A 19,836-nucleotide genomic window follows, 5' to 3' on the forward strand; every position below is an offset into this window, starting at 1 on the left:
GCTGCGTCAGCCGACCAGACCTGCGAAATGCAGGATCACGCCGAGGCCGGCCGTCGCCGCCAAGGTCGCGATCACGCCGGTCCGCAACAGGAAGATCGCGGCGATCGCGCCGGCTGACAGGGCCAGCGCCCAAGGGTCTAGGCTGCCGAGTAGCGGCGCGTCGAATCGCATCGGGCCGATCCCGATTTCCACGGTCTGGCGGAATAGCGTGTGGATCGCGAACCAGATGGCGAGATTCAGCACCACGCCCACCACCGCCGCCGTGATCGCCGACAGCGCGCCCGATACGGCCGCATTGCCGCGCAGCCGCTCGATGTACGGCGCGCCGAGGAAAATCCACAGGAAGCAGGGCAGGAAGGTCACCCAAGTCGCCAGCAGCCCGCCCAGCGTGCCGGCGAGCAGGGGTGAGAGCATGCCGGGCGCGCGATAGGCGCCGAGGAAGCCGACGAACTGGAGGACCATGATCAATGGCCCCGGCGTCGTCTCCGCCATGCCAAGCCCGTCGAGCATCTCGCCCGGACTGAGCCAGTGATAGCCATCGACCGCCTGCTGCGCGACATAGGCCAGCACCGCATAGGCGCCGCCAAAGGTCGCCACCGCCATCTTCGAGAAGAAGATCGCGATGCTGGAGAAGACGTTGGACGGGCCGAGCAGCAGGGTCAGCGCCGCGACCGGTATCAGCCATAGCGCAAGGCAGGCCAAGGCTGCGCGCGAAGTCTCCCGCCAGGAGGCACGGGCATGGGCGGGAAGCTCCTCGCCGAGCAGCGTGTCGGCATCGGCGACGACCGCGCCGGCCTTGGGCCCGCCATGGCCGCCGCCCTTGAATGCAGCGGAGCCACTGCGCCCGGCCCACCAGCCGATCAGCCCGGCGCCGAGGACGATCAGCGGGAAGGGGACGCTCAGGAAGAAGATCAGCACGAAGGCGGCGGCAGCGAGCAGGCGCGATGCTCCGGAGCGCAGCGCCCGGCTGCCGATCCGCGCGACTGCCTGGAGCACCACCGCGAGCACGGCTGCCTTGAGTCCGAAGAACAGCGCCGAGACGAAACCGAGCTTGCCGTAGAGGACATAGATCCAGCTGAGCGCCATGATCGAGACCATGCCGGGCAGCACGAACAGGGTGCCCGCGACGATGCCGCCCTTCGTCCGGTGCAGTAGCCAGCCGATATAGGTAGCGAGCTGCTGCGCCTCGGGGCCGGGGAGCAGCATGCAATAGTTGAGCGCGTGGAGGAAACGCTGCTCGCCGATCCAGTGCTTCTCCTCGACCAGGATGCGGTGCATCACGGCGATCTGGCCGGCCGGGCCGCCAAAGGAGAGCGCGGCGATCCTCAGCCAGACCCAAAAGGCCTGGCCGAGCGTGACCGGGGCAGGGCGGGGGAGCGGTGCCGCCGTACCGTCGAGCGCGATGCCGGTCATGCCCGCACCTCGCGCGGCTTGTGCGAGGCCCAGTCATGTGTTTCCGAATGCGCGTCGCGGCACCAGCGATAGAGCGCGTCGTAGATCGGCATGCCGGCTTCGAGCTGCTCCAGATCGTCGGCATGGACGCGCGACAGGCCGAGCGAGATCGCCAGCAGCCCCGCCGCCTCGGGTATGATATCGGGCCGGGCGGTGTCCGCTCCGCGCACGATCGTGGCGAGATGGTCGAGCGCGGGGAAGGCCGACAGGCCGAAGGTCTCGACCATCAGGTCGAAGGTGCAGTGCTCGCCGCGATGGCTCCAGAACACCTCGTCATGCGCCACGTCGAACGGCGCAGCATCGAAGCGTCGTGCGGTCTCCAGCACATCGGCGGGCGGCACGAACAGGAAGCGCGCCTGTGGGTCGACGAAGCGCCGGATCAGCCAGGGGCAGGCGACGCGATCGACCTTGGGCCGGGCGCGGGTCACCCACAGCGTCCGCCCTTGCGCATCCCGGGCGGGCAGATGGGCGGTGGAGAGCAGGGGTAGGCCAGCCTCCCGCCACGCGGCGAAACCGCCTTCGAGCACTTCGCTGTCGATCGCCTCGCTGCGCAGCCAGGCGGCGAGACCGGGCGCGCCGCGCCCGCCATCCTCGTCGATGACGACCACCGATCGTCCGGCGAAACCGACGGCCCCGTCCGCGATCGAGGTGGTCGAGAAGGGAAGCGAGGCGGGAAGCAGCTCGGTCCCCCGATCCTCGCGAATGTCGACGAGCACGGGGGCGGCGGCGGTGCCGATCAGTCGTGAAAGTTTGTCAGCGGATATGCTGTTCAGCGCAGGCATGGAGCGTCCCTCGTCATAAGGCAGGACGCGATGCTTTGGCTGGCGCCTCGTGGGGAGATCGCGTTCCCCATGGCCCGAGAAAAGCCGAGCGGCCGGCTGCTGTCAAGCCGGCCGCTCGGGTGTGGGTTCTCGCCTCAGCGGGGCAGCACGGCGCTCCCGGTGATCTCCAACTCGGCGGCGACGCCCGCGACCGCCGGCAGGCCGGGACGCGTCACGGGCTGGCCGCCACCGATCCACAGCTTGACGCGGCCGGGTACCAGCTTTCGCACGCCCTTGGCATCGACCTGGCTCAGCGCGCGCGCATCGAGGCTGAAACTGACGGTCTTCGTCTCGCCCTGCTTCAGACGGACGCGTTCGAAACGCTCGAGGGCGCGGACCGGTGCACCAGCTATTCCGGGGTGCGAAACGTAGAGCTGGACGACTTCGTCGCCGTCGCGCGCGCCGGTGTTGCTGACGTCGACCGAAACCTCGACCTTGCCGTCGGCACCGACCTTCGCCTTGCTCAGCTTCGCGGCGGCATAGCCGAAGCGCGTGTAGCTGAGGCCGTGGCCGAAGGGATAGAGCGGCTCGCCGGTGAAGTAACGATAGGTCCGCCCGGCCATGCGATAGTCGGTGAAGGCAGGCAGCTGCTCGGCCGACTTGTAGAAGGTCACTGGCAGGCGCCCGGCCGGGCTGAAGTCGCCCGCGATCAGGCCCGCCACGGCATGGCCGCCTTCACCACCCGGATACCAGGCCTCGACGATCGCTGGCACATGCGCATCGGCCCAGTTCACGCCGAGCGCGCTGCCGTTCATCAGCACCAGCACCGTCGGCTTGCCCACCGCCTGGACGCGCTCGAGCAATTGCTGCTGCGGGGCGGGGAGGTCTAGGCTGGTGCGGTCGCCGCCGGCAAAGCCCGGCGCCTGGACCTTCATCTCCTCGCCCTCGATCCGGGCCGATAGGCCGCCGACGAACAGGACGAGATCGGCCTGCTTCGCCGCATCCACGGCATGGTCGCCATCGGCGCCGGGCGGGCTCCACACCAGCTGCTGGCTGCTGCGCTGGCCGCGCTGGAAGCCCTCGACGCGGATCGGATAGCGCTTGCCCTTCTCCAGCGTGATCTTGCCGGAGAGGATCGACGGCGCGTCGCCGACGCCCCATTCGTCGACGACCAGCTTGTCGCCGACCCAGACGCGGTAACCATTCTCGCTGGCGAAGCGGAACCCATATTCGCCGCTCTCCGGGGCGACGAGCGTGCCCGTCCAGCGTGCCGAAGTCTCGCGGTCGCCGCGCCATTCGAAGCGGGCATTGGGCGCCGTGCTACTTTCGGTGGCCGCGCCTGCCAGATCGGCGCCCCTGAAGAACTCGACCTTCAGGCCCTTGGTCACGCAGCCGGCATCGACGCAGAGCGCGTCGTCGGGCACCGGCACTTCTGCGGGGCCGATCAGCCCGGTGCCCTGCACGTACAGGATCTTTGAATTGGGATAGCGCGCGCGGATGCCGTCGAGCACGGTCACCGCCTTCGAAGGCGTGCCGTAGTAATTGCCGACCAGCGCGTCGAAGCTGTCGGCATTGGGGCCGATCACTGCGATCGTCTTCGGATCGCCCTTGATCGGCAGCAGGTCGCCCTGGTTCTTGAGCAGCACCATCGATGCCTCGGCCATCTTGCGTGACAGCGCGTGATGCTCGGGCGTGTCGTAATCCTTCGCGGTGATGTCGGCGAAAGGCAGCTGCGGATCGAACAGGCCGAGGCGGATGCGTGCCTCGAACAGCCGCAGCAGCGAGCGGTCGACCACCGCCTCGGGCAGCTGGCCGGCCTTCACCGCCGCGACGATGTTCTCCGGATCGGTGGTCATGTTGTTGCGATAATCGCCGCAGATCAGGTCCATGCCGGCCTTGAACCCCAGAGCGACGCCCTCGGGCGCGGTCTTGGTGTAGTGGAGCGCATCCTCGCGATAGATGTTCGCCGCCGCGCCGCAATCGGACACGACATAGCCCTTGAAGCCCCAGCTCCGGCGGAGATGGTCCTCCATCAGGAAGCTGTTCGCGCAGCCCGGCACGCCATCGATGGCGTTGTAGACGCACATGACCGATTCGACCTTGCCCTCGGTCACCGTCGCGCGGAAGGCGGGGAGGTAGGTGTCCTCCAGGTCATAGGGGCTCGGATGCACGTCCTCGCGGTGGCGGTTGCTCTCGGGGCCGCTGTGCACCGCGAAATGCTTCGAGGTGGCGACGGTCTTCAGGAACTTGGGATCATTGCCCTGCAGCCCGGTGATGAAGGCGATGCCCAGCCGGCCGGAGAGATAGGGATCCTCGCCATAGGTCTCCTGGCCGCGGCCCCAGCGGGGATCGCGGAAGATGTTGATGTTGGGGGACCAGACGGTGAGCCCGCGATAGAAGTCGCTGCCGCCGTTCGGATGGCGCCGCTCGACATATTTGGCGCGGAACTCGGTGGCGATCGTGTCGGCGACGTCGTGCAGCAGCGGCGTGTCCCAGGATGCGGCCATGCCGATCGCCTGGGGGAAGACCGTCGCGATGCCGGCGCGGGCGACGCCGTGCAGGCCCTCGTTCCACCAATTATACTCGGGCACGCCGAGGCGCGGGATCGCCGGCGCGGTATGGCCGAGCTGATGTGCCTTCTCGTCCAGCGTCATCTTCGAGATCACGTCGCGGGCGCGCTCTTCCGGCGTGGCGGCCGGATCGCCGAGCTTGCCGGGAGTGGTGGTCTGCGCGCTCGCCAGCGGCGCCAGTGCGCTCGACGCCAGCAAAATGAGCGCGGTCTTCAGCTTGTGATTCACCTGGGGCCTCTCCTTTGTTTGGACCCGAGGCTAGCGCAAAAATGGTAGCGCTACCAGATGCTAGAAAGGTAAGGTAGGGTGTGGCCTGTTTGTTGCCGCGGAAGCCCTCCTAAACCGTCGGGCACGCGGCAACTGTCAACTATGTGCAAGTATTCTTCGTGTAGATGACGCCGCGCTTCAGCGCATCGTCCCAGATATCCAGCTCAACCGAAGAGGCAATATGAATTCTGATGTCAAGAATCTTGCCGTTTTCAATAAACGCGCCGTTTCTGCTTAGGGAAACTCGATTCCCCGGGGTGATGGCTGTCCCCAGGTTGTCGTGCTTTACAGTGAAGCCGGTGCTTCCATGGGATGTTATCAGGTTGCCTTTTTCAATGATGATCGCATCATTTCCTCTAGTGTAGCACCCAATTAAAGAGTCCTCTTTTAATCTTTTGTCCGAATGCCACCAATCAAACGCTAGGTAAATAGATATGACTAAAAACAAGGCATAAATTATCTTGTCCCGCACATATTACTCCCAGCATATAAGAAGCTTTGTAGTGGAACGGGTTGCATTAACTTGAGTTCCGGCTGCCGGGCCCAGCCCTACGCCGTTGACTTCGCCGCTGTCGCTGAAAGAGGCGTCAATTTGTGCACCGAAGCCGGTAAGGCCGACAGTGGTGGACGTTCCCATCAGGTTCGAAAGGCTCCTGTATATTCCGCCTTCGGCCCCGCTTTCCCATCCCCCCACTAATCCGACGCCCAAGCTAACGAAGATTCCCTGGGTGCCCGTATTGAAATTGATAAAATAGCCGCCGCCAGCAGTCACGCCGAGATTGGTACTGGCGCCGGCGGATACGGTCCCCGTCACTGTGCCGACCACACCGTCCTCGCGGGCGGCCTCCCCGCAGGGGACCTGGCGGACGGGAAGGGGCAGTGTGTTCGGGCCTCCCCCACCTGCCGAACCGGGGGATATGGATGGACCTCCGGAACCGGTATCGACACAGACCGATCTCTGGATTCTGCCTGTGGACGGATAGCTATGTCCGCTGTCGTCCGTAAAATAGGATTCGCCAGCAACAGTCCAGCTGAAGCAACGTTGCTCGAGTCCGAAGGGATCCGTAAAATTGATCGGGTCGTCGCCTACATAGGCGTACAAGTTCATGCCGGCCCTGTACCTGATCGGATCGGTCTGCATGAATCGTCCGAGCGAGGGCGAGTAGATGCGGGCCTTGTAGTAATACATCCCCACGTCGGGCAGCCAGGCCTGGCCAGTATATTGGAAGCGCCCGATATTGCCCGATCCCGGGATGCCATATTCGTCATAGCGGTTGACGCCGAGGACGTTGCCCGACCCATCGGTCACCGAGACCACCGAGCCGCGCTCGTCGGCGTGGAGCCAGCGGCGGTCGCCGGTGCCGGCGCCTTCATACCACACCACCGGCTCGTCCACGCCCGGCCCCGGGACGTAGCGCTTCGAGATGGTACCGGTCGCCGCATTGATCTCGGCGATCATCTGCCCGCCGGACCAGGCGAACCGCGTGTCCGCGCCGGTGCTGGTGTTGTACGATTGCAGCAGCTGGCCGCCACCGGGCTCGTAGAGCATGGTCGCGCCCGGCGCGGACACCAGCTGGTTCTCGGCGGTGTAGCCATAGGTCGCGCTGCCCGAGTTGCTGAGGTTGCCGCGCGCGTCATAGCCCAGGCCGGTCGTGCCGGCGGCGGTGGCCTGGTTCAGGCCGTTGATCGTATAGGGACGGTCGACATTGTAATGCCCGTTCCAGGCATAGGTGTCGTTGGGGCGGGTCACCGAGGCGATCTGGTTCGCCGGATTGTAGGTGAAGCCGTCCGTGAAATCATAGGCGCTGCCGCCCAGATCCTGGCTGAGCGACGAAAGCCGCGACACCGCGTCATAGCCATAGCTCGTGCTGGTGCCATTCCCACGCGTGACGCTCGCGCGCCGGCCAAGATCATCATAACCATAGGTCGCGAGTACGCCGGCGCCCGAGGTCGCGCCATTCTCGCGGATTGCGGTGACCTCGCCCGTTATATTATGATCGTAATCGACATAGAAGCCGTCGCCCCAGGTCAGCCGCGTCTGCCGGCCCGCTAGGTCATAGGCGTGATAGGTGGTCGCGCCATAGGTCTGCTCGGCAGTGACTCGGTCCAACGCGTCATAGGTCAGGGCATTCACCGCCCAGCCATCGCCGGTCGCGTTCGTGACGTGGCCGAGCAGGTCATAGCTGTAGGCCACGTCCCAGTTGGGCGCGGCGCCGGGGGTGACCTTGCTCGTCACTCGGTTGAGATTGTCATAGCCATAGGTGATCGTCTGGCCGTCGCGCAGGCGGCGCGAAGTGACGTTGCTCGCGGCGTCGTACCCCAGCTGCTCATAGTCGCTGCCCGAACTCGTGGCTGCGCCCTGCGTGGTCACCGGGTAATAGGTCTTCGAGAGGCGATCGACCCCGTCATATTCGTAGCTCGTCTTGTTGCCTTCGCCGTCCGTGACGCTCGCGACCTTTCCATTGCCGGTGTACGTGGTCACGATCTCATCCGCCTGGTCTGTCGTGCCATAGGCCGCCTGGACCCGGGCGACCCGATTCGTCGCGTCATAGACCTTCCGCGTGATCCGGTCCGGTCCGGCAGAGCCGGCGGTAGCCAGGCTGCAGGCGCCGGGCAGCGATCCCCAGGTCGCGCTGTTCATCCGCAGTGCGGTGCAATCCAAGTGTCCGGCCGCGTCATAGCTGTACTGCGTCACATTGTAGGTCGCGCCGCCCGCGCTCAGATCGTCCCTGGTCTTGAAGCCATTGGAGTCATAGGTCGAGGCCAGTTGCTGCTGGCTGGAAAAGGCTGCCCAGTCGCCGTCACCAGTTCCGCCCACGGTTCCCATCTCGACCATGGTCGGGTGATTGTCGCTGTTGAACGTGGTCCGCTGCGCCCTGCGGAGCCGAGGGCCGGCGCCATCCGGATCGGGGGAGATGATGCCTATGCGATTGTTCGCCGCGTCATAGCGGAAGGTGGTGGTATCGTCGTTTCCCGCCAGCGGTCCGTCGACCGAGAGGAGGTTGCCGGAGCTGTCATAGCTGGCGGTCCGCGTGGCGGTTAGGCTGCCATCGCCGGCGCCCTTGCTGACGCTGCTCTGCAGCAGGTTGCCGTTATAGGCGATGGTGGTCTTCACTTCGTCGGAACCGCCGGCGCAGCTGCTGGTCGTGCGGCAGGCCGAGATCCCGGTCAGCATCGAGACGCCGGCAGTTGCCGAATAGCTGTAGCGGATCTGGGGCCGCACGCCGCCGGAGGTCGCGGCGGGCGTGGTGATCGAAGTCGGCTGGCCCGTCGTCGCATCATAGGCATAATCGGTCTGGTTGAGCTTCGCGTCGCGCGTCCAGTTCGGGCTGTTGCAGGTCACGACGTTGCTGCAGCTGGCATCATAGCCGGCGCTGGTGACGATATCCGCGCCGCCCACCGTGGGCTTCGCCTTCAGCGTGGTCGAAGTGACATTGCCCCGGCCATCATAGGCATATTGGACCTTGTTGCCCTCGGGATAGGTGACCTCGGTCAGGCGGCTGCTCGTGTCGTAGTCGAACTGGGTGACGAGGTTCCCGGACGCCAGCACCTGCGTGATCTTGCGCACCCGCCCTTTCGACAGGTCCGCCTCCACGATCTTCTGATTTGAGAGCGCGTCGGTAACGGTTGTGGTGGCGATCGAGCCGCTGACGATGCGTGAATAATTGGTAGTCACACCATCGATCGTGATCGACGACACATAGGAAGGAGTGCCGCTATAGCTGATGGTCGTCGAATAGGAGGTAGCGCCAGGGCGCTGGATTCCGGTCAGCGGCACGCTGCTGGCGCTGAAGCGCCAAGTGCGGCCTGCCGGATCCGTATAATCGCCGAAGTTCTGCGCCGGATTCAGATAGGTGATGGTAGGCGCGGAGGCGGGGGGCTGATTGGCGTTGGAAAACGCCACGGATGTCCGCTGGTACCAGGCTGTCTGCGGCGCCGAGAAGTTGCCGGCAACGTCCGACTGGTAGTTCACGCTGAACCCATAGCCCGCCGAATTGGTCACGCTGGCCAGGCGATAGAAGGATATGCCCGCGGTACAGGTCGGGCCCGCTCCGCTGGTGCACTTCTGCACCCAGGTATAGGTGATGTTGTACTTCATCCCGTTGGGCTTGGTGATGCTGACCGGGATGCTGCAGGAGAAATCGCCGTATCGCGAACAGGCATAGCCCTGCACTGGATAAGTTCCGCTCACCTTGCCCACGCCGAGCGATCTGAACTCGATCTTGGTACCGTCCGCGGCGGTATAGGTGTAGCCCGCTCCGTTCGCGACCAGCGTCGCTCCGCTTCCCGTCAGGGAGGTATAGTTGGTTCCACTCACGGAAAACGCGTCCGAGGCCGGGCCTTGGATGACATAGGCGGTGGTCAGGCCGCCAACGGTCCGGAGCGTAACGCCACCAGTCCAATCATCGGCCCAGCCACCGCCATTGTTGCGGGTGCGCGTGAAGGCGAGCCGCCCTTCACCGCTGCCGATTGCCCCCTCCGTAAAGGTCGTGACGTAGTTGCCGCTCACGAGGTCGACGCCATTCTCGTCGACATCGACATGGATCGGCGGCGTCGTCTGCGCCATCGCCGGAACCAGATGGCCGGCGCCGAGAATGGTCGATGCGCAGAGCAGGCCAAGGCGGCGCGCGCGCGGAGTCATGTGCTTGCGGATCATAAGCGCTCCGGGAAAAGGGTGCGAGGTATCGGCCGCGCGACTCCCATCTCAGGAACGCAGCCTGCAACGATTGCGGATTGGACGAAGGGGTGCGTCAGGGAGCTGGGTTGGGGGACCCGGTGACCTTGACGTTCTTGCGGTTGTCGGCCTTGTCGAGGGTATATTCGGCCTTGACCCCATTGTTGACGGTGCCCGAGCGCTCGACCTTCACGAGCCGCCCCCTGGCGTCATAGGTGTAGGTAACCGTTTCGCTGGCATGCGCCTGGGACATCGCCAGCACGCTCAAACCAAGCCCACCGATCAACAAGGTACGCATATACCCCCCGATGTTCGAGAACGCCGGAAAGACTCCCGTCGTCGCAGGCGATCATGCCCGCAATTCCGGAAAGCCCAATAGGGAGATTGCACCGTATCGAAGTCAATCCCGAAGGCCGGGCGGGGTGACAATGCGAGCCGGCTTACGAAATGGCGAGAGCATGGTAATCTTTCCGGCGCAGGAGATACGCAAAGGGGGATAATGCGTTCGGCGACCATCTTGAGAGCGTTTGCGGGGCGATATCTCCATCTTCGCTTCCGGTCCGGCCGGGACCATGCGGTGGAGATCGTCGAGCGGCCGGCATTGTCGCTGTCGCCGGGCGAGCTCGATGCTCTCGTTTCAGCCTGTCGGACGGTCGTGGCGGCCTGCCTTGACGGGCGCCAGCTCGACTACGGCCTGTTTGCCCCCGACGGCTCGGCATGGGAGCGTAGCGTGGTGACGCTGGTGCGCCGCACGCGCGACGATGCGCCGATCGCCTTCAATGCGATGCCGCTGCTCCGGGTCGAGCGCGGCGGCGCGCCGGGCGAAGTGCTGCATCTCGGCCTGGTGATGGTCGATCCCGCCGAACGGAGCGCCGGCCTGTCCTGGATTCTCTACGGCCTGACCTGTTTCGCGCTGTTCGTCCGGCGCGGGCTGCGGCCCTTGTGGATCAGCAGCGTGACCCAGGTGCCGGCGGTGGTCGGCATGGTCGCGGAGACGTTCGATGACGTATATCCGGCGCAGCAGGGGACAAGGGCGAGTTTCGCACACCACCATCTTGCGCATCAGATCATGCGGACGCAGCGCGACGCCTTTGGGGTGGGGGAGGATGCCGGGTTCGATCCGGCCGCCCAGATCATCACCAATGCCTATACCGGCGGCTCGGACAATCTGAAGAAGAGCTTCGAGGTCGCCGCCAAGCACCGCGACGAGCGCTACAACCGCTTCTGCGCGGAGGCGCTCGACTATGCGCGCGGCGACGACGTGCTGCAGATCGGCCGCATCGACCTGGCGACCGCGCGGCGTTTCCTCGCGCGCAGCGTGCCGCGCAGCGCCGTTCCCCAGCTGGCCGTCCAGGGCATCCTCCTCGCGATCCAGGCCGTGGTCGCGCCGCTGGTGCAATGGCTGGCGGCAGACAAGCCCCTAGGCAGATTGAGACCCGCCCGATGAATGCCTTCAGCTATGACGAGATGACCACGCGCAACCGCGGTTTCGTGACGGCGCAGGAGCAGGCACGGCTGCGCGCGGCGCGCGTGCTGATCCCCGGCGTGGGCGGCATGGGCGGCGCCGCGTTCATGGCGCTGGTCCGCGCGGGCGTGGGACGCTTCGTGATCGCCGATATCGACACGTTCGAGGTCTCCAACCTCAACCGCCAGCTCTTCGCCACGCTCGACACGATCAGCCAACCCAAGGCAGAAGCGGCGCGGGCGGGCGCGCTCAGGATAAATCCCGAAGCCGAGATCGAGCTGCTCGGCGGCGAGTGGACCGAGGCGCTCGACCGGCTGATCCCGGCGAGCGACGTGATCGTCAACGGCATGGACGATGCCGCGGCCGGAGTGCATCTCTATCGCCGCGCCCGGGCGCATGGCCGCACGGTGATCGATGCCTATGCCTCGCCTCTGCCCTCGGTCACGGTGGTGCGACCCTCGGCGCCGCGTCCCGAGGAGCGCCTTGGCTACCCGACGGTCGGCGTGCCCTGGACCGAGGTGACCGCCGAAATGCGGGTTGCCTGCCTGCAGCGCGAGATCGAATATGTGCTGACCCACAGCTCCTCGCACCGCCATGTCGACCTGGACGTCGCCGCCGAAGTCGCGGCCGGCAAGCGCTCGCGCTTCTCCTTCTCGACCATGGTGACGATGGCGGGCACGCTGATGGCCGAGGAAGCGGTGCGCGTTATATTGGCCCGGCCGGGCGGCGCGGATCATCGCGGCTATTTCTTCAATCCCCACCGCGCCAAGGTCGAGCGGCCGCTGCCAGCGCCGTTCGCGGCGGTCCGCGGTTTCGCGGTGCGGCGCTTCATGCAGCGGATGATGGCGTGAGCGGGACGATCGACCAGCTCATTACCGCCATTGCGCTTCTCGCCCTGCTCATCGCGCGATGGGGCGTGGCCGATGCCGCGGCGCGCTCGGGTGTCGCCGCCCGGCTTCGCACGCTCTACACGCTGACCGGCGTGCTGCTCGCGTTGCGCCTGCTCGCGCCGCTGCTCGCCATGACACCGCTGGTGGTCGCGCTGATGATCGCCGCCGCCTGGTTGCCCTTTGCGGGCGTGCGGATGGTGGAGGAATTGTGCCGCCGACACGCGCCGCGCCCGGTGAAGCTGCTGGCGCTGGGCGGCGGGCTGGCCTTCACCCTGGTCGCCCTGACGCTCGGCGTGGTGTGGAGCGCAGGGGCGCTGCTCGGCCTTGCGGCCTATCAGTCGATCATGCTGGTCCTGATGATCCGGCAGCTCGCCGGGGCGCGGGGCACTCTGGGCATGGTGGAGCGGCGGACGGTCGATACCTTCCTGCTCGCGTTGCTGCTGACCATCCCGCTGGCGCTTACCGATTTCCCGGCGCTGTTTCCCGGCCTGCCGGTGCGTGGCGGGGCGATCGCGGTGCTGCTGCTGGTGCTCGCCTCGTCGCGGCTGGTCAGCGATCGCGGCACGCCGGCCGGGCTGATGGCCGACCTGTTGGTGGCGCTGGGAGCGAGCGGGGTGGTCGTGCTCGCTGGATATGTCGCCTTGCGGGGACTGGATGCCGATGCGGCGGTGAAGCTGGCGGCAGGTGGAGGGGCGGCCGCCGCGCTGCTCCTGCTGGTCGAGCGAGCTGCCAGCGGCGGGACGCGGGGATCGGGGCTGACTGCGGCGCTTGCCCGGGCACCGGGCGGCGACCTCGGCACCATTCTCTCGGCCCATCCGCTGCTGGAGTCCGGATGCGTGCTCGAGGGCGACGATCTGGCCGGCTATCCTTCGATGAGCCTGGCACGGCTGCTGGAGCACCGGGTGATCAGCGCTGATATCGAGGATGCGGAGGTGGGCGATGCCGGGCGTGACCTGCTCCAGGCCGCGCAGGCGACGCATCTGCTGCGCATATCACGCGACCCTCCGCGGTTGCTGGCGATCGCGGCGGGCGGGCTCGCCGGCGCGTCGCTGGACGACGAGATCGAGATTGCGGCGCGACTGATCGAGGCAAGGGCATGACGATCGAGCTGAGGACAGGCGACCGCGACGCGTTCTTCGAGGCGCCTTTCCACGCCTATCGGCGCGAGGACGGCTATGTCTCGCCCCTGCGCGGCGACGTGTTGCGGATGCTCGATCCCGAGGCCAACCCGCTGTGGAAGGCGGGCAATCCCTTCCGCTTCTGGACCGCACATCGGGGTGGGCGCCCGATCGGGCGGATCGTCGCGCATGTCCATGGCCAGTCGAATGCCCGGCACGGGACGGCGCGGGCGCAGTTCGGCTTCTTCGACTGCGCCAATGATGGCGAGGCGGCCGCTGCGCTGCTCGGTGCCGCGGAGGATTTCGCGCGCGAGACCGGTCAGCATGAGTTGGCGGGCAATTTCAACCTGACCGCGATGCAGCAATGCGGCGTGATGACCGGCGGGTTCGGCGCGCGCAGCTATACCGACATGATCGTCAACCCGCCGCATCTGCCCCGGCTGCTCGAGGCCAACGGGTTCACGCGCTTCTTCCCGATGCGCACCTTCGAGCTGCAGCTTGCCGAGGCGCGAACCGAAGGCCTGCGCGCGCTCGAAGCAGCCGACGGCTTCCGCTTCGCGCCGATCCGGAAAGCCAGTTTCGCCGAGCGGATGGAGGAGGCGCGCGCAGCGCTCAACGACGGGTTCGCCGACAATCCGATGTTCGTGCCGCTTACCGCCGACGAATTCCGCTTCCAGGCCGGCGAGATGATGTCGATCCTCGATCCGCGCCTGTCCTCGGTGCTGGTGAAGGACGATCGGCCGGTCGGCACGATCATCTGCATCCCCGATCTCAACGGGCTGCTCGCGGCGACGCGCTCGCGCATCGGGCTGGTCACGCCCTTCCATTATCTGCGCTACCGGCTGCGCCGGCGGCGGGCGGTGATCATCTTCTACTCGGTGGTACAGGACATGCACGGCCAGGGCCTGATGGGCGGGATGCTGGCGCGGACGGTCGCGGCGCTGCGCGATGCGGGATATGAACAGCTTGGCATCACCTGGATCGCCGACGGCAATGCGGCGAGCCTGCGCCAGATGGAGAAGCTCGGCGCGCGTCCGCTGCACGAGACGCACCTGTTCCACAAGGCGGTGGCATGAGCGGGATCGACCGGGAGGCGCTCGTCGCCGAGGCGATGCTCGCGCCGAGCGTCCACAACGTCCAGCCGGCACGATGGCGGCTGGCGGGGGCGGACGGGCTGCAGCTGTTCGAGGATCCGGGCTGCCGGCTGACGGTGGGGGATCCGAGCGGCAACGATGCCGGGATCAGCCTCGGCGCTGCTGCCGAAGGGCTGCGGCTTGCCGCGAGCCGGGTCGGGCTCGCCTTGGTCCCGGAAGGGCTTCCGGCGACGGAGCCGAGGCTGCGCCCGGTGGCCGGCTATCGGCTGGCTCCAAGCGAAGAAGCGCCCGATCCCCTGGCCGGCTATGCCGAGGCAAGGCGGTCCTGGCGCGGCACCTTCGCGAAGCCGGGAGCGGCGGATCGCGAGGCGGCGTCCGCGCTGGTGGGCGAGGACGCGGCGGTCCTGACCGATCCCGAAGTGCTGACCGGTCTGGCGCGCCGGTTCGACCGGGCGAGCTTCGGCTTCATGCGGGAGAGTGACTTCCGCGGCGAGCTGCTCTCCTGGATGCGCCTGACGCCCCGACATCCGCGCTGGTCGCGTGACGGGCTCAATGCCGAAGCGATGGCGATGGGGCGGGTCGAGGCCTGGGGTGCCGGGCTGCTGCTGGGCCGGGGCTTCGCGGCGTTCGACCGGATCGGGCTCGCCCGGCCGCTGCTCGCCGAAGGCGCCAAGGTCGCCGCCGCCGCCGGGCTCGTGGTGTTCCATCGCCCGGTGGAGGAAGCGCCTTTCGACAGCGGTGCGCATTTCTACCGGCTGTGGCTGCGGCTGGAAGCGGTGGACTTCGGTGCCGCAGTGCTCGCCGCGCTGGCCGATGATCGCGAGGCCGCCGCCGAGGTTGCGCGGATCGCGGGAGTGCCGGACGGGCACCGGGTGGTCAGCGCCTTCCGGATCGGGCGCCGGCCGGCCGGCGCGATGCCTGGACGGGCACGGCGGTCGATCGGGGAAGTGCTGGTCTAGAGCAGCTTGAGGAAGGCGAGCAGTGCTTGCTTCTCGGCATCGGACAAGGCCGCGCCATAGCCATGGCCGCCATTGCCACGACCCGGCGCGCGCGTGTCGATCCAGGCGGGCTGGGAGAAGGGGCGATAGCCTTGCGGATAGCTTCCGTCGGGGGTGAGGCGCAGCCCCACCCGGTCGAAATCAAGCGCGTGGCCGCCGACCTGGAAGCGGGCGGGCCGCGTCGCCGGCGAGAGCAGCGCGGCCAGCGTGGGAACCGAGCCATTGTGGAGATAGGGCGCCGAGGCCCAGATTCCGGTCAGCGGTGGCGCGACATAGCCCTGGCCCGCGGCGGCGGCGACCGTGTCGCGATAGACGGTCCGGTTCACCTCTTCGGCTAGCGCCGGTCCGAACGCAGCGGCACGCAGCCGGTCGGTGCCGACATCACCCGCCCAGTTGGGAAAGCGGACGAGCTGCGGATGGCCATCGGTCAGGCGATAGTCGCCATGGCAGGCGGCGCATTGCCGGGCATAGAGTGCCGCGCCTGCCCGTGCCTGGTCCGGATCGACGGGGCCGGGAAACGGTTGCGGGCGATAGGCCTTGAGGAACGCCATGATCGCGGTGGCGTCGTCGATCCTCCCGATCGCCGCATCGGGATGCACGCCCATGCTCGGCACGGTGAAGAAGGTGGTGATCGCCGCGAGCGATCGCAGGTGCCCGGGGGTGAGATCCGCCTCGGTCATCGGGCGGCGGCGCGGCCCGCCGGGCACGGCATAGGAGCCGTCGGCGAGCAGGCTCGTCTTCCAGACCCGGTCGCCGAGATCGGGGATCGAGACGACACCGGCATCGCCGGCGCCGCCGCCGATCAGCGGCAGGCCCAGCGCAGCCTTGAGCGCGGCAACGCCGTTGGTGCTGCCCGGCGCGCCATTGGGGAAGGGCAGGGGCCGGTCCACCCCGGCAAGGCTGGCGAGGCGGCGCCTGGCCAGCGGCAGCACCAGCATCCGTAGCGTCGCGCGCTCGCGCCAGTTCATCTCGGGAAACAGGGCGGCGGCGGCGGGAAGCAGCCTGTCGCTGCCGGCAAAGCGCCGCATCGCCTTGAACACGGCCATCGTATAGGCTTCGAGGTCGATCGAGCTGTTCGGCATGCCGAGCACCGCGCGGCGGGGATCCGGCATGCCGTCTGCGCCATAGGTCACGCCGGCATGGCAAGCCGCGCAGCCGAGATTGGCGACGCGGACCAGGTTGCCGCCGATTGGTGCAAGGTCGCCGGTGGTGAAGCCGAGCGGCATGCCGCTATTCCGTACGCCGACAACGCCCGCGGGCCGGTTGACCACCTTGGCATCGGTGAGGAAGCCGAAGCGGGCCAGCACGCGCGCCAGGGTGGCGCGATCGATCTTCGCCGAAGGATCGCGCGCCTGCTCGTCCAGCACCAGCGCTGCGGCGACAAGCCGCCAGGGCACGGCGTTGCTGGATAGCGCCCCCATGCTGATCCCGCCGAAGCCGGCGCCCTCGAATGCCGCGGCGCCCTGCGCCACCGTTCCGGCACCGGGCGCCAGCGAGGGGCGGGTCAGCGATTCACGCTCGGTGCGCGCGCCACCCCAGAGCAGCGCGGCGAGCAGCACCAGGCCTGCACCGACAAGGGCAAGGCGGCTCCAGCGGGTCAGGCGAGAAACTCCTCCACGGCGCCGACGAAGATATCGGGTTGCTCCCAGTGCGGATAGTGGCCGCAGCCATCGATCAGGAGCGCCCGGGCATCGGGCAGCAGCTCCGTGGCGCGCGCGGCGTTGCGGAGCGGGAAGACGCGGTCCTGCCTGCCCCACAACACCAGCGCGGGTGCCTCCACCCGCCGGGCGAGTTCGGCCATCTCGTCCAGATGCGTGCTGCCGAGCAGGTTCACGCCGGTCTGCAGCGTGCGGACGAACGAGCGGTCGCTACCGGGCAGGCTGGCGTAGCGGTTGGTGATCTCCACCAGCTCGGGCGTGATCAGGTGCCGGTCATGGATCGCCAGGCGCAGGGTCAGGCGGTTGTTGGCGGGCGTCGGTCGGCCGAGCCAGCTGCCGATCAGCGGCATCGCCGGCGCTCGCATCAGCAGGTTGGTCCTGCGGCCGAATCCGCCCGGCGCGGCGAGCACCAGCCGGCCGACGCACTCGGGACGTGTGGCGGCGAAGCGTATCGCGACACTGGCGCCCAGCGAACTGCCGACGATGTGCGCCCGGCCAAGTTCCAGCGTATCGAACAGCGCCGCCAGCTGCGTCGCGAAGAAGGCGCCGTCATAGGCGGCATCGGCCGGGCGATCGGCCTGGCCAAAGCCGGGCAGGTCGAAGGCAATGACTCGACGGTGTTCGGCCAGCACGGGCAGGGTCTTGCTCCAGATCTCGATGCTGTTGGCCAGTCCGTGGACCAGCACCACCGGAGTGCCGTCGCCACCGGTGTCGATCAGCCGGGTCCGCAGGCCGGTTGGGAGTTCGAGGAAGCGCATAGCCACGGCAGGCGTTCTGCCACCAATAGGCTGCCGATCGGTTACGGCGCGTATGTGGCGTTCATTCGCTGTGGGTTGACGGTCCCGGTTCCAGCGATATCGCAGGAGGATGAGGGTCTGGTTCAATCAATCGTTTTCGTTGCGTAATGTCGTGGCTCGCATCGTACGGGAGCGTCCGTCCGTGCGTTTGGCTGTCAGTGCGATCGATGCCGACACCCCCGCCAGGGATGTCGCGCCTGAATTCTGGCAAGAGCCGGGAATTGCCGCCGGGGATTATCCGGATTGGGTTCTCGCCACTGCGATCGAGAAGCGCGTCGCGGCGCTGGTCCCGCAACGGGGACGGGCTGCGCTTGCCCGGATGGGCGATCGATTTCGCGAAGCCGGGATCGCCCTGCACGTAGCCGGGGATGCCGAGACGCTGGACATGCTCGAGGACAAGGCCGCTTTCACCGCGTCCCTGGCCGGAGATCCGCTGCTTTGCCCGACCATTCCGGTCGATTCCGCCGCGACGTTCGAGGCGGCAGTCGAAAACCTCGCCGTCAACGGCATCACGGCCTGCGTGAAGCCGGCGATAGGCATCTACGGCGCGGGCTATTGGACCCTGAATGCGAAGGGATCATTCGATCACCTGGCCGATCCGGATGCACGGAGGATCACCCCCGAAGCCTATGGGGCGGTGCTGCGTCAGGCCGAGGCGACCGGCAAACAGGTGTCGCTTCTGGTAATGGAGCATTTGCCGGGGCTTGAGGCGTCGGTGGATATCATTGCCGACCGGGCCAAGGTGATGCTCGCCGCGGTGCGGACCAAGCTCGACGCCAATCGGCAGCGCATCCAGACTCGTCATGAACTCATCGCGCATGCCGCCGGGCTGGTCGCACGCTTTGGTCTGCACGGGGCGGTCAACGTCCAGTACAAGCAGGATCGCCACGGCGACTGGCGGATTCTGGAGATCAACACGCGCGCGGCAGGCGGTGCATCCTATTGCGACGAGGTGGGCGTTCCCTTCAGCACGACCTGGATCGACGTCGTCACGGGCACTGCGCAACGCTTCGATGTTGAGATCGATGCGGAGATCGTCGCAGTGGTCCGTGCGGAGCGCCGGCACTGATCGCCGTAGCGGTCAGAAGAGATCCGCCGGCACCAGCCACGCATAAGGCACCGGTTCGCTTTATGCCCCTGCATCATGCATGGCGCTGCCGGGCGGCGGCTGTCGGCGGACGAGGTGCTCCATGCTCAGCCAGAGATGGTCGTTCGTATCGCGGACGTCGAGCAGCTTGATAAGCTCGTCGCCGCTGCGCCGGAAGCCGTGAAATCGGCCAATTTCGACCTTCATTCGCGCAGAGCATCCCCGGAGTTGAGAATGCAATATCTCGCAGAAGACTTGCGCGCGTCAAATCCGTGTTGGTCCAAAAAACCAAAGCGGCGCTAATGTTTTCAATGCTATTGCGGCTGTCGGGCGAATTGTCATAATCGTCTGGCACCAGTACCTAACGATATAGGAAGAGGGGGATTCCGCTTGGTCAGCCTGCAAAAGGGCCAGTCCGTTCGACTGGAGAAGTCCGGTGGTGGCACGCTTACGCGCGTGGCCATGGGGCTCGGCTGGGACGTCCGCAAGGCCAAGGGCCTGATGGGGTTCCTTGGCGGCGGTGGTGGCGACATCGATCTCGATGCCTCGTGCCTGCTGTTCGACGCCGATCGCAACCTGCTCGACCAGGTCTGGTTTCGCCAGCTCGTCAGCCACGATGGCAGCATCGTGCATAGCGGCGACAACCGCACCGGCGCCGGCGATGGCGACGACGAGACGATCAGTGTCGACCTGACTCGCCTTCCCGCCAATGTGCGGACGCTGATGTTCACGGTGAACAGCTTCACCGGCGACAGCTTCGACCGGATCGAGAACGCCTATTGCCGCGTCGTCGATTCGACCAACGGCAAGGAACTGGCACGCTACGACCTGACCGGCGCGGGTCCGCATACTGGGCAGGTGATGGCGAAGCTGGTCCGCTGGGGCGATGGCTGGGAGATGAAGGCGCTGGGCGAGCGCACTTCCGGCCGCACGTTCCAGGAAATGATGGGTGCGATCGACGCCGCGCTCTGAGCGCGGAGGCAACAGGCGCTTCGCGGTGTAAT

At 66.9% G+C, this 19,836-nt stretch carries 16 protein-coding genes; 7 read left to right on the plus strand and 9 right to left on the minus strand.

Going from position 1 to position 19,836, the window contains the following annotated elements:
* Nucleotides 1–6 precede the first annotated feature (6 nt).
* The 6 genes from chrA to ACEN8G_RS07790 form a co-directional block, all read right to left on the minus strand.
* Complete coding sequence (chrA, locus tag ACEN8G_RS07765; RefSeq protein ID WP_413414528.1) at nucleotides 7–1,413, minus strand: chromate efflux transporter; 1,407 nt, start codon at nucleotides 1,411–1,413, stop codon at nucleotides 7–9.
* The gene (locus ACEN8G_RS07770) at nucleotides 1,410–2,234 is read right to left on the minus strand and encodes a chromate resistance protein ChrB domain-containing protein (RefSeq protein WP_413414527.1); all 825 of its coding nucleotides are present in this window, start codon (nucleotides 2,232–2,234) and stop codon (nucleotides 1,410–1,412) included. Before ACEN8G_RS07770 ends, chrA begins: the two co-directional genes overlap by 4 nt.
* A 134-nt stretch (nucleotides 2,235–2,368) precedes the next feature.
* Nucleotides 2,369–5,011: a glycoside hydrolase family 3 C-terminal domain-containing protein gene (locus ACEN8G_RS07775; RefSeq protein WP_413414526.1), complete on the minus strand. Its 2,643-nt coding sequence runs from the start codon at nucleotides 5,009–5,011 to the stop codon at nucleotides 2,369–2,371.
* Between the two features lie 139 nt (nucleotides 5,012–5,150).
* A complete protein-coding gene (locus tag ACEN8G_RS07780) occupies nucleotides 5,151–5,522 on the minus strand; it encodes a hypothetical protein (protein WP_413414525.1) in 372 nt (123 codons plus the stop codon).
* 3 nt (nucleotides 5,523–5,525) lie between these two features.
* The gene (locus ACEN8G_RS07785; RefSeq protein ID WP_413414524.1) at nucleotides 5,526–9,707 is read right to left on the minus strand and encodes an RHS repeat domain-containing protein; all 4,182 of its coding nucleotides are present in this window, start codon (nucleotides 9,705–9,707) and stop codon (nucleotides 5,526–5,528) included.
* Nucleotides 9,708–9,801: 94 nt separating this feature from the next.
* Nucleotides 9,802–9,987 carry a hypothetical protein gene (locus ACEN8G_RS07790; protein WP_413414545.1) on the minus strand — a complete coding sequence of 62 codons (186 nt, stop codon included), beginning with the start codon at nucleotides 9,985–9,987 and terminating at the stop codon, nucleotides 9,802–9,804.
* Nucleotides 9,988–10,302: 315 nt separating this feature from the next.
* On the opposite strand from ACEN8G_RS07790, the gene ACEN8G_RS07795 reads away from it, so the two are divergent.
* The 5 genes from ACEN8G_RS07795 to ACEN8G_RS07815 are packed head-to-tail and all read left to right on the plus strand — an operon-like array spanning nucleotide 10,303 to nucleotide 15,251.
* Nucleotides 10,303–11,172 (plus strand): hypothetical protein, encoded by an 870-nt coding sequence (locus tag ACEN8G_RS07795; RefSeq protein WP_413414523.1) that lies wholly within the window; start codon nucleotides 10,303–10,305, stop codon nucleotides 11,170–11,172.
* Nucleotides 11,169–12,041: a HesA/MoeB/ThiF family protein gene (locus ACEN8G_RS07800; protein ID WP_413414522.1), complete on the plus strand. Its 873-nt coding sequence runs from the start codon at nucleotides 11,169–11,171 to the stop codon at nucleotides 12,039–12,041. Before ACEN8G_RS07795 ends, ACEN8G_RS07800 begins: the two co-directional genes overlap by 4 nt.
* Nucleotides 12,038–13,180, plus strand: a complete 1,143-nt coding sequence (locus ACEN8G_RS07805; protein WP_413414521.1) for a hypothetical protein — start codon at nucleotides 12,038–12,040, stop codon at nucleotides 13,178–13,180. The genes ACEN8G_RS07800 and ACEN8G_RS07805 overlap by 4 nt, the downstream gene beginning before the upstream one ends.
* Nucleotides 13,177–14,274 (plus strand): N-acetyltransferase family protein, encoded by a 1,098-nt coding sequence (locus ACEN8G_RS07810; protein ID WP_413414520.1) that lies wholly within the window; start codon nucleotides 13,177–13,179, stop codon nucleotides 14,272–14,274. The genes ACEN8G_RS07805 and ACEN8G_RS07810 overlap by 4 nt, the downstream gene beginning before the upstream one ends.
* On the plus strand, nucleotides 14,271–15,251 hold the full coding sequence (locus tag ACEN8G_RS07815; RefSeq protein ID WP_413414519.1) for a hypothetical protein: 981 nt from the start codon (nucleotides 14,271–14,273) through the stop codon (nucleotides 15,249–15,251). Before ACEN8G_RS07810 ends, ACEN8G_RS07815 begins: the two co-directional genes overlap by 4 nt.
* Here the strand turns inward: ACEN8G_RS07815 and ACEN8G_RS07820 are convergent.
* Nucleotides 15,248–16,849: a c-type cytochrome gene (locus ACEN8G_RS07820; RefSeq protein WP_413414518.1), complete on the minus strand. Its 1,602-nt coding sequence runs from the start codon at nucleotides 16,847–16,849 to the stop codon at nucleotides 15,248–15,250. The two genes, ACEN8G_RS07815 and ACEN8G_RS07820, sit on opposite strands and share 4 nt — an antisense overlap.
* Before the next feature lie 38 nt (nucleotides 16,850–16,887).
* Entirely contained in the window at nucleotides 16,888–17,706 is an 819-nt protein-coding gene (locus ACEN8G_RS07825) for an alpha/beta fold hydrolase (protein ID WP_413414517.1), read from the minus strand.
* Nucleotides 17,707–17,815: 109 nt separating this feature from the next.
* Between ACEN8G_RS07825 and ACEN8G_RS07830 the strand changes: the two genes are divergently transcribed.
* The gene (locus ACEN8G_RS07830; protein WP_413414516.1) at nucleotides 17,816–18,814 is read left to right on the plus strand and encodes an ATP-grasp domain-containing protein; all 999 of its coding nucleotides are present in this window, start codon (nucleotides 17,816–17,818) and stop codon (nucleotides 18,812–18,814) included.
* A 60-nt stretch (nucleotides 18,815–18,874) separates the two neighbouring features.
* Here the strand turns inward: ACEN8G_RS07830 and ACEN8G_RS07835 are convergent, their stop codons facing one another.
* A complete protein-coding gene (locus tag ACEN8G_RS07835; protein WP_413414515.1) occupies nucleotides 18,875–19,039 on the minus strand; it encodes a hypothetical protein in 165 nt (54 codons plus the stop codon).
* Nucleotides 19,040–19,222: 183 nt separating this feature from the next.
* Between ACEN8G_RS07835 and ACEN8G_RS07840 the strand changes: the two genes are divergently transcribed.
* Nucleotides 19,223–19,804 carry a TerD family protein gene (locus tag ACEN8G_RS07840; RefSeq protein WP_413414514.1) on the plus strand — a complete coding sequence of 194 codons (582 nt, stop codon included), beginning with the start codon at nucleotides 19,223–19,225 and terminating at the stop codon, nucleotides 19,802–19,804.
* The last annotated feature ends 32 nt before the right edge of the window (nucleotides 19,805–19,836 follow it).

Source organism: Sphingomonas sp. Sphisp66 (assembly GCF_047324325.1).
Taxonomy (GTDB): Bacteria; Pseudomonadota; Alphaproteobacteria; order Sphingomonadales; family Sphingomonadaceae; genus Sphingomonas.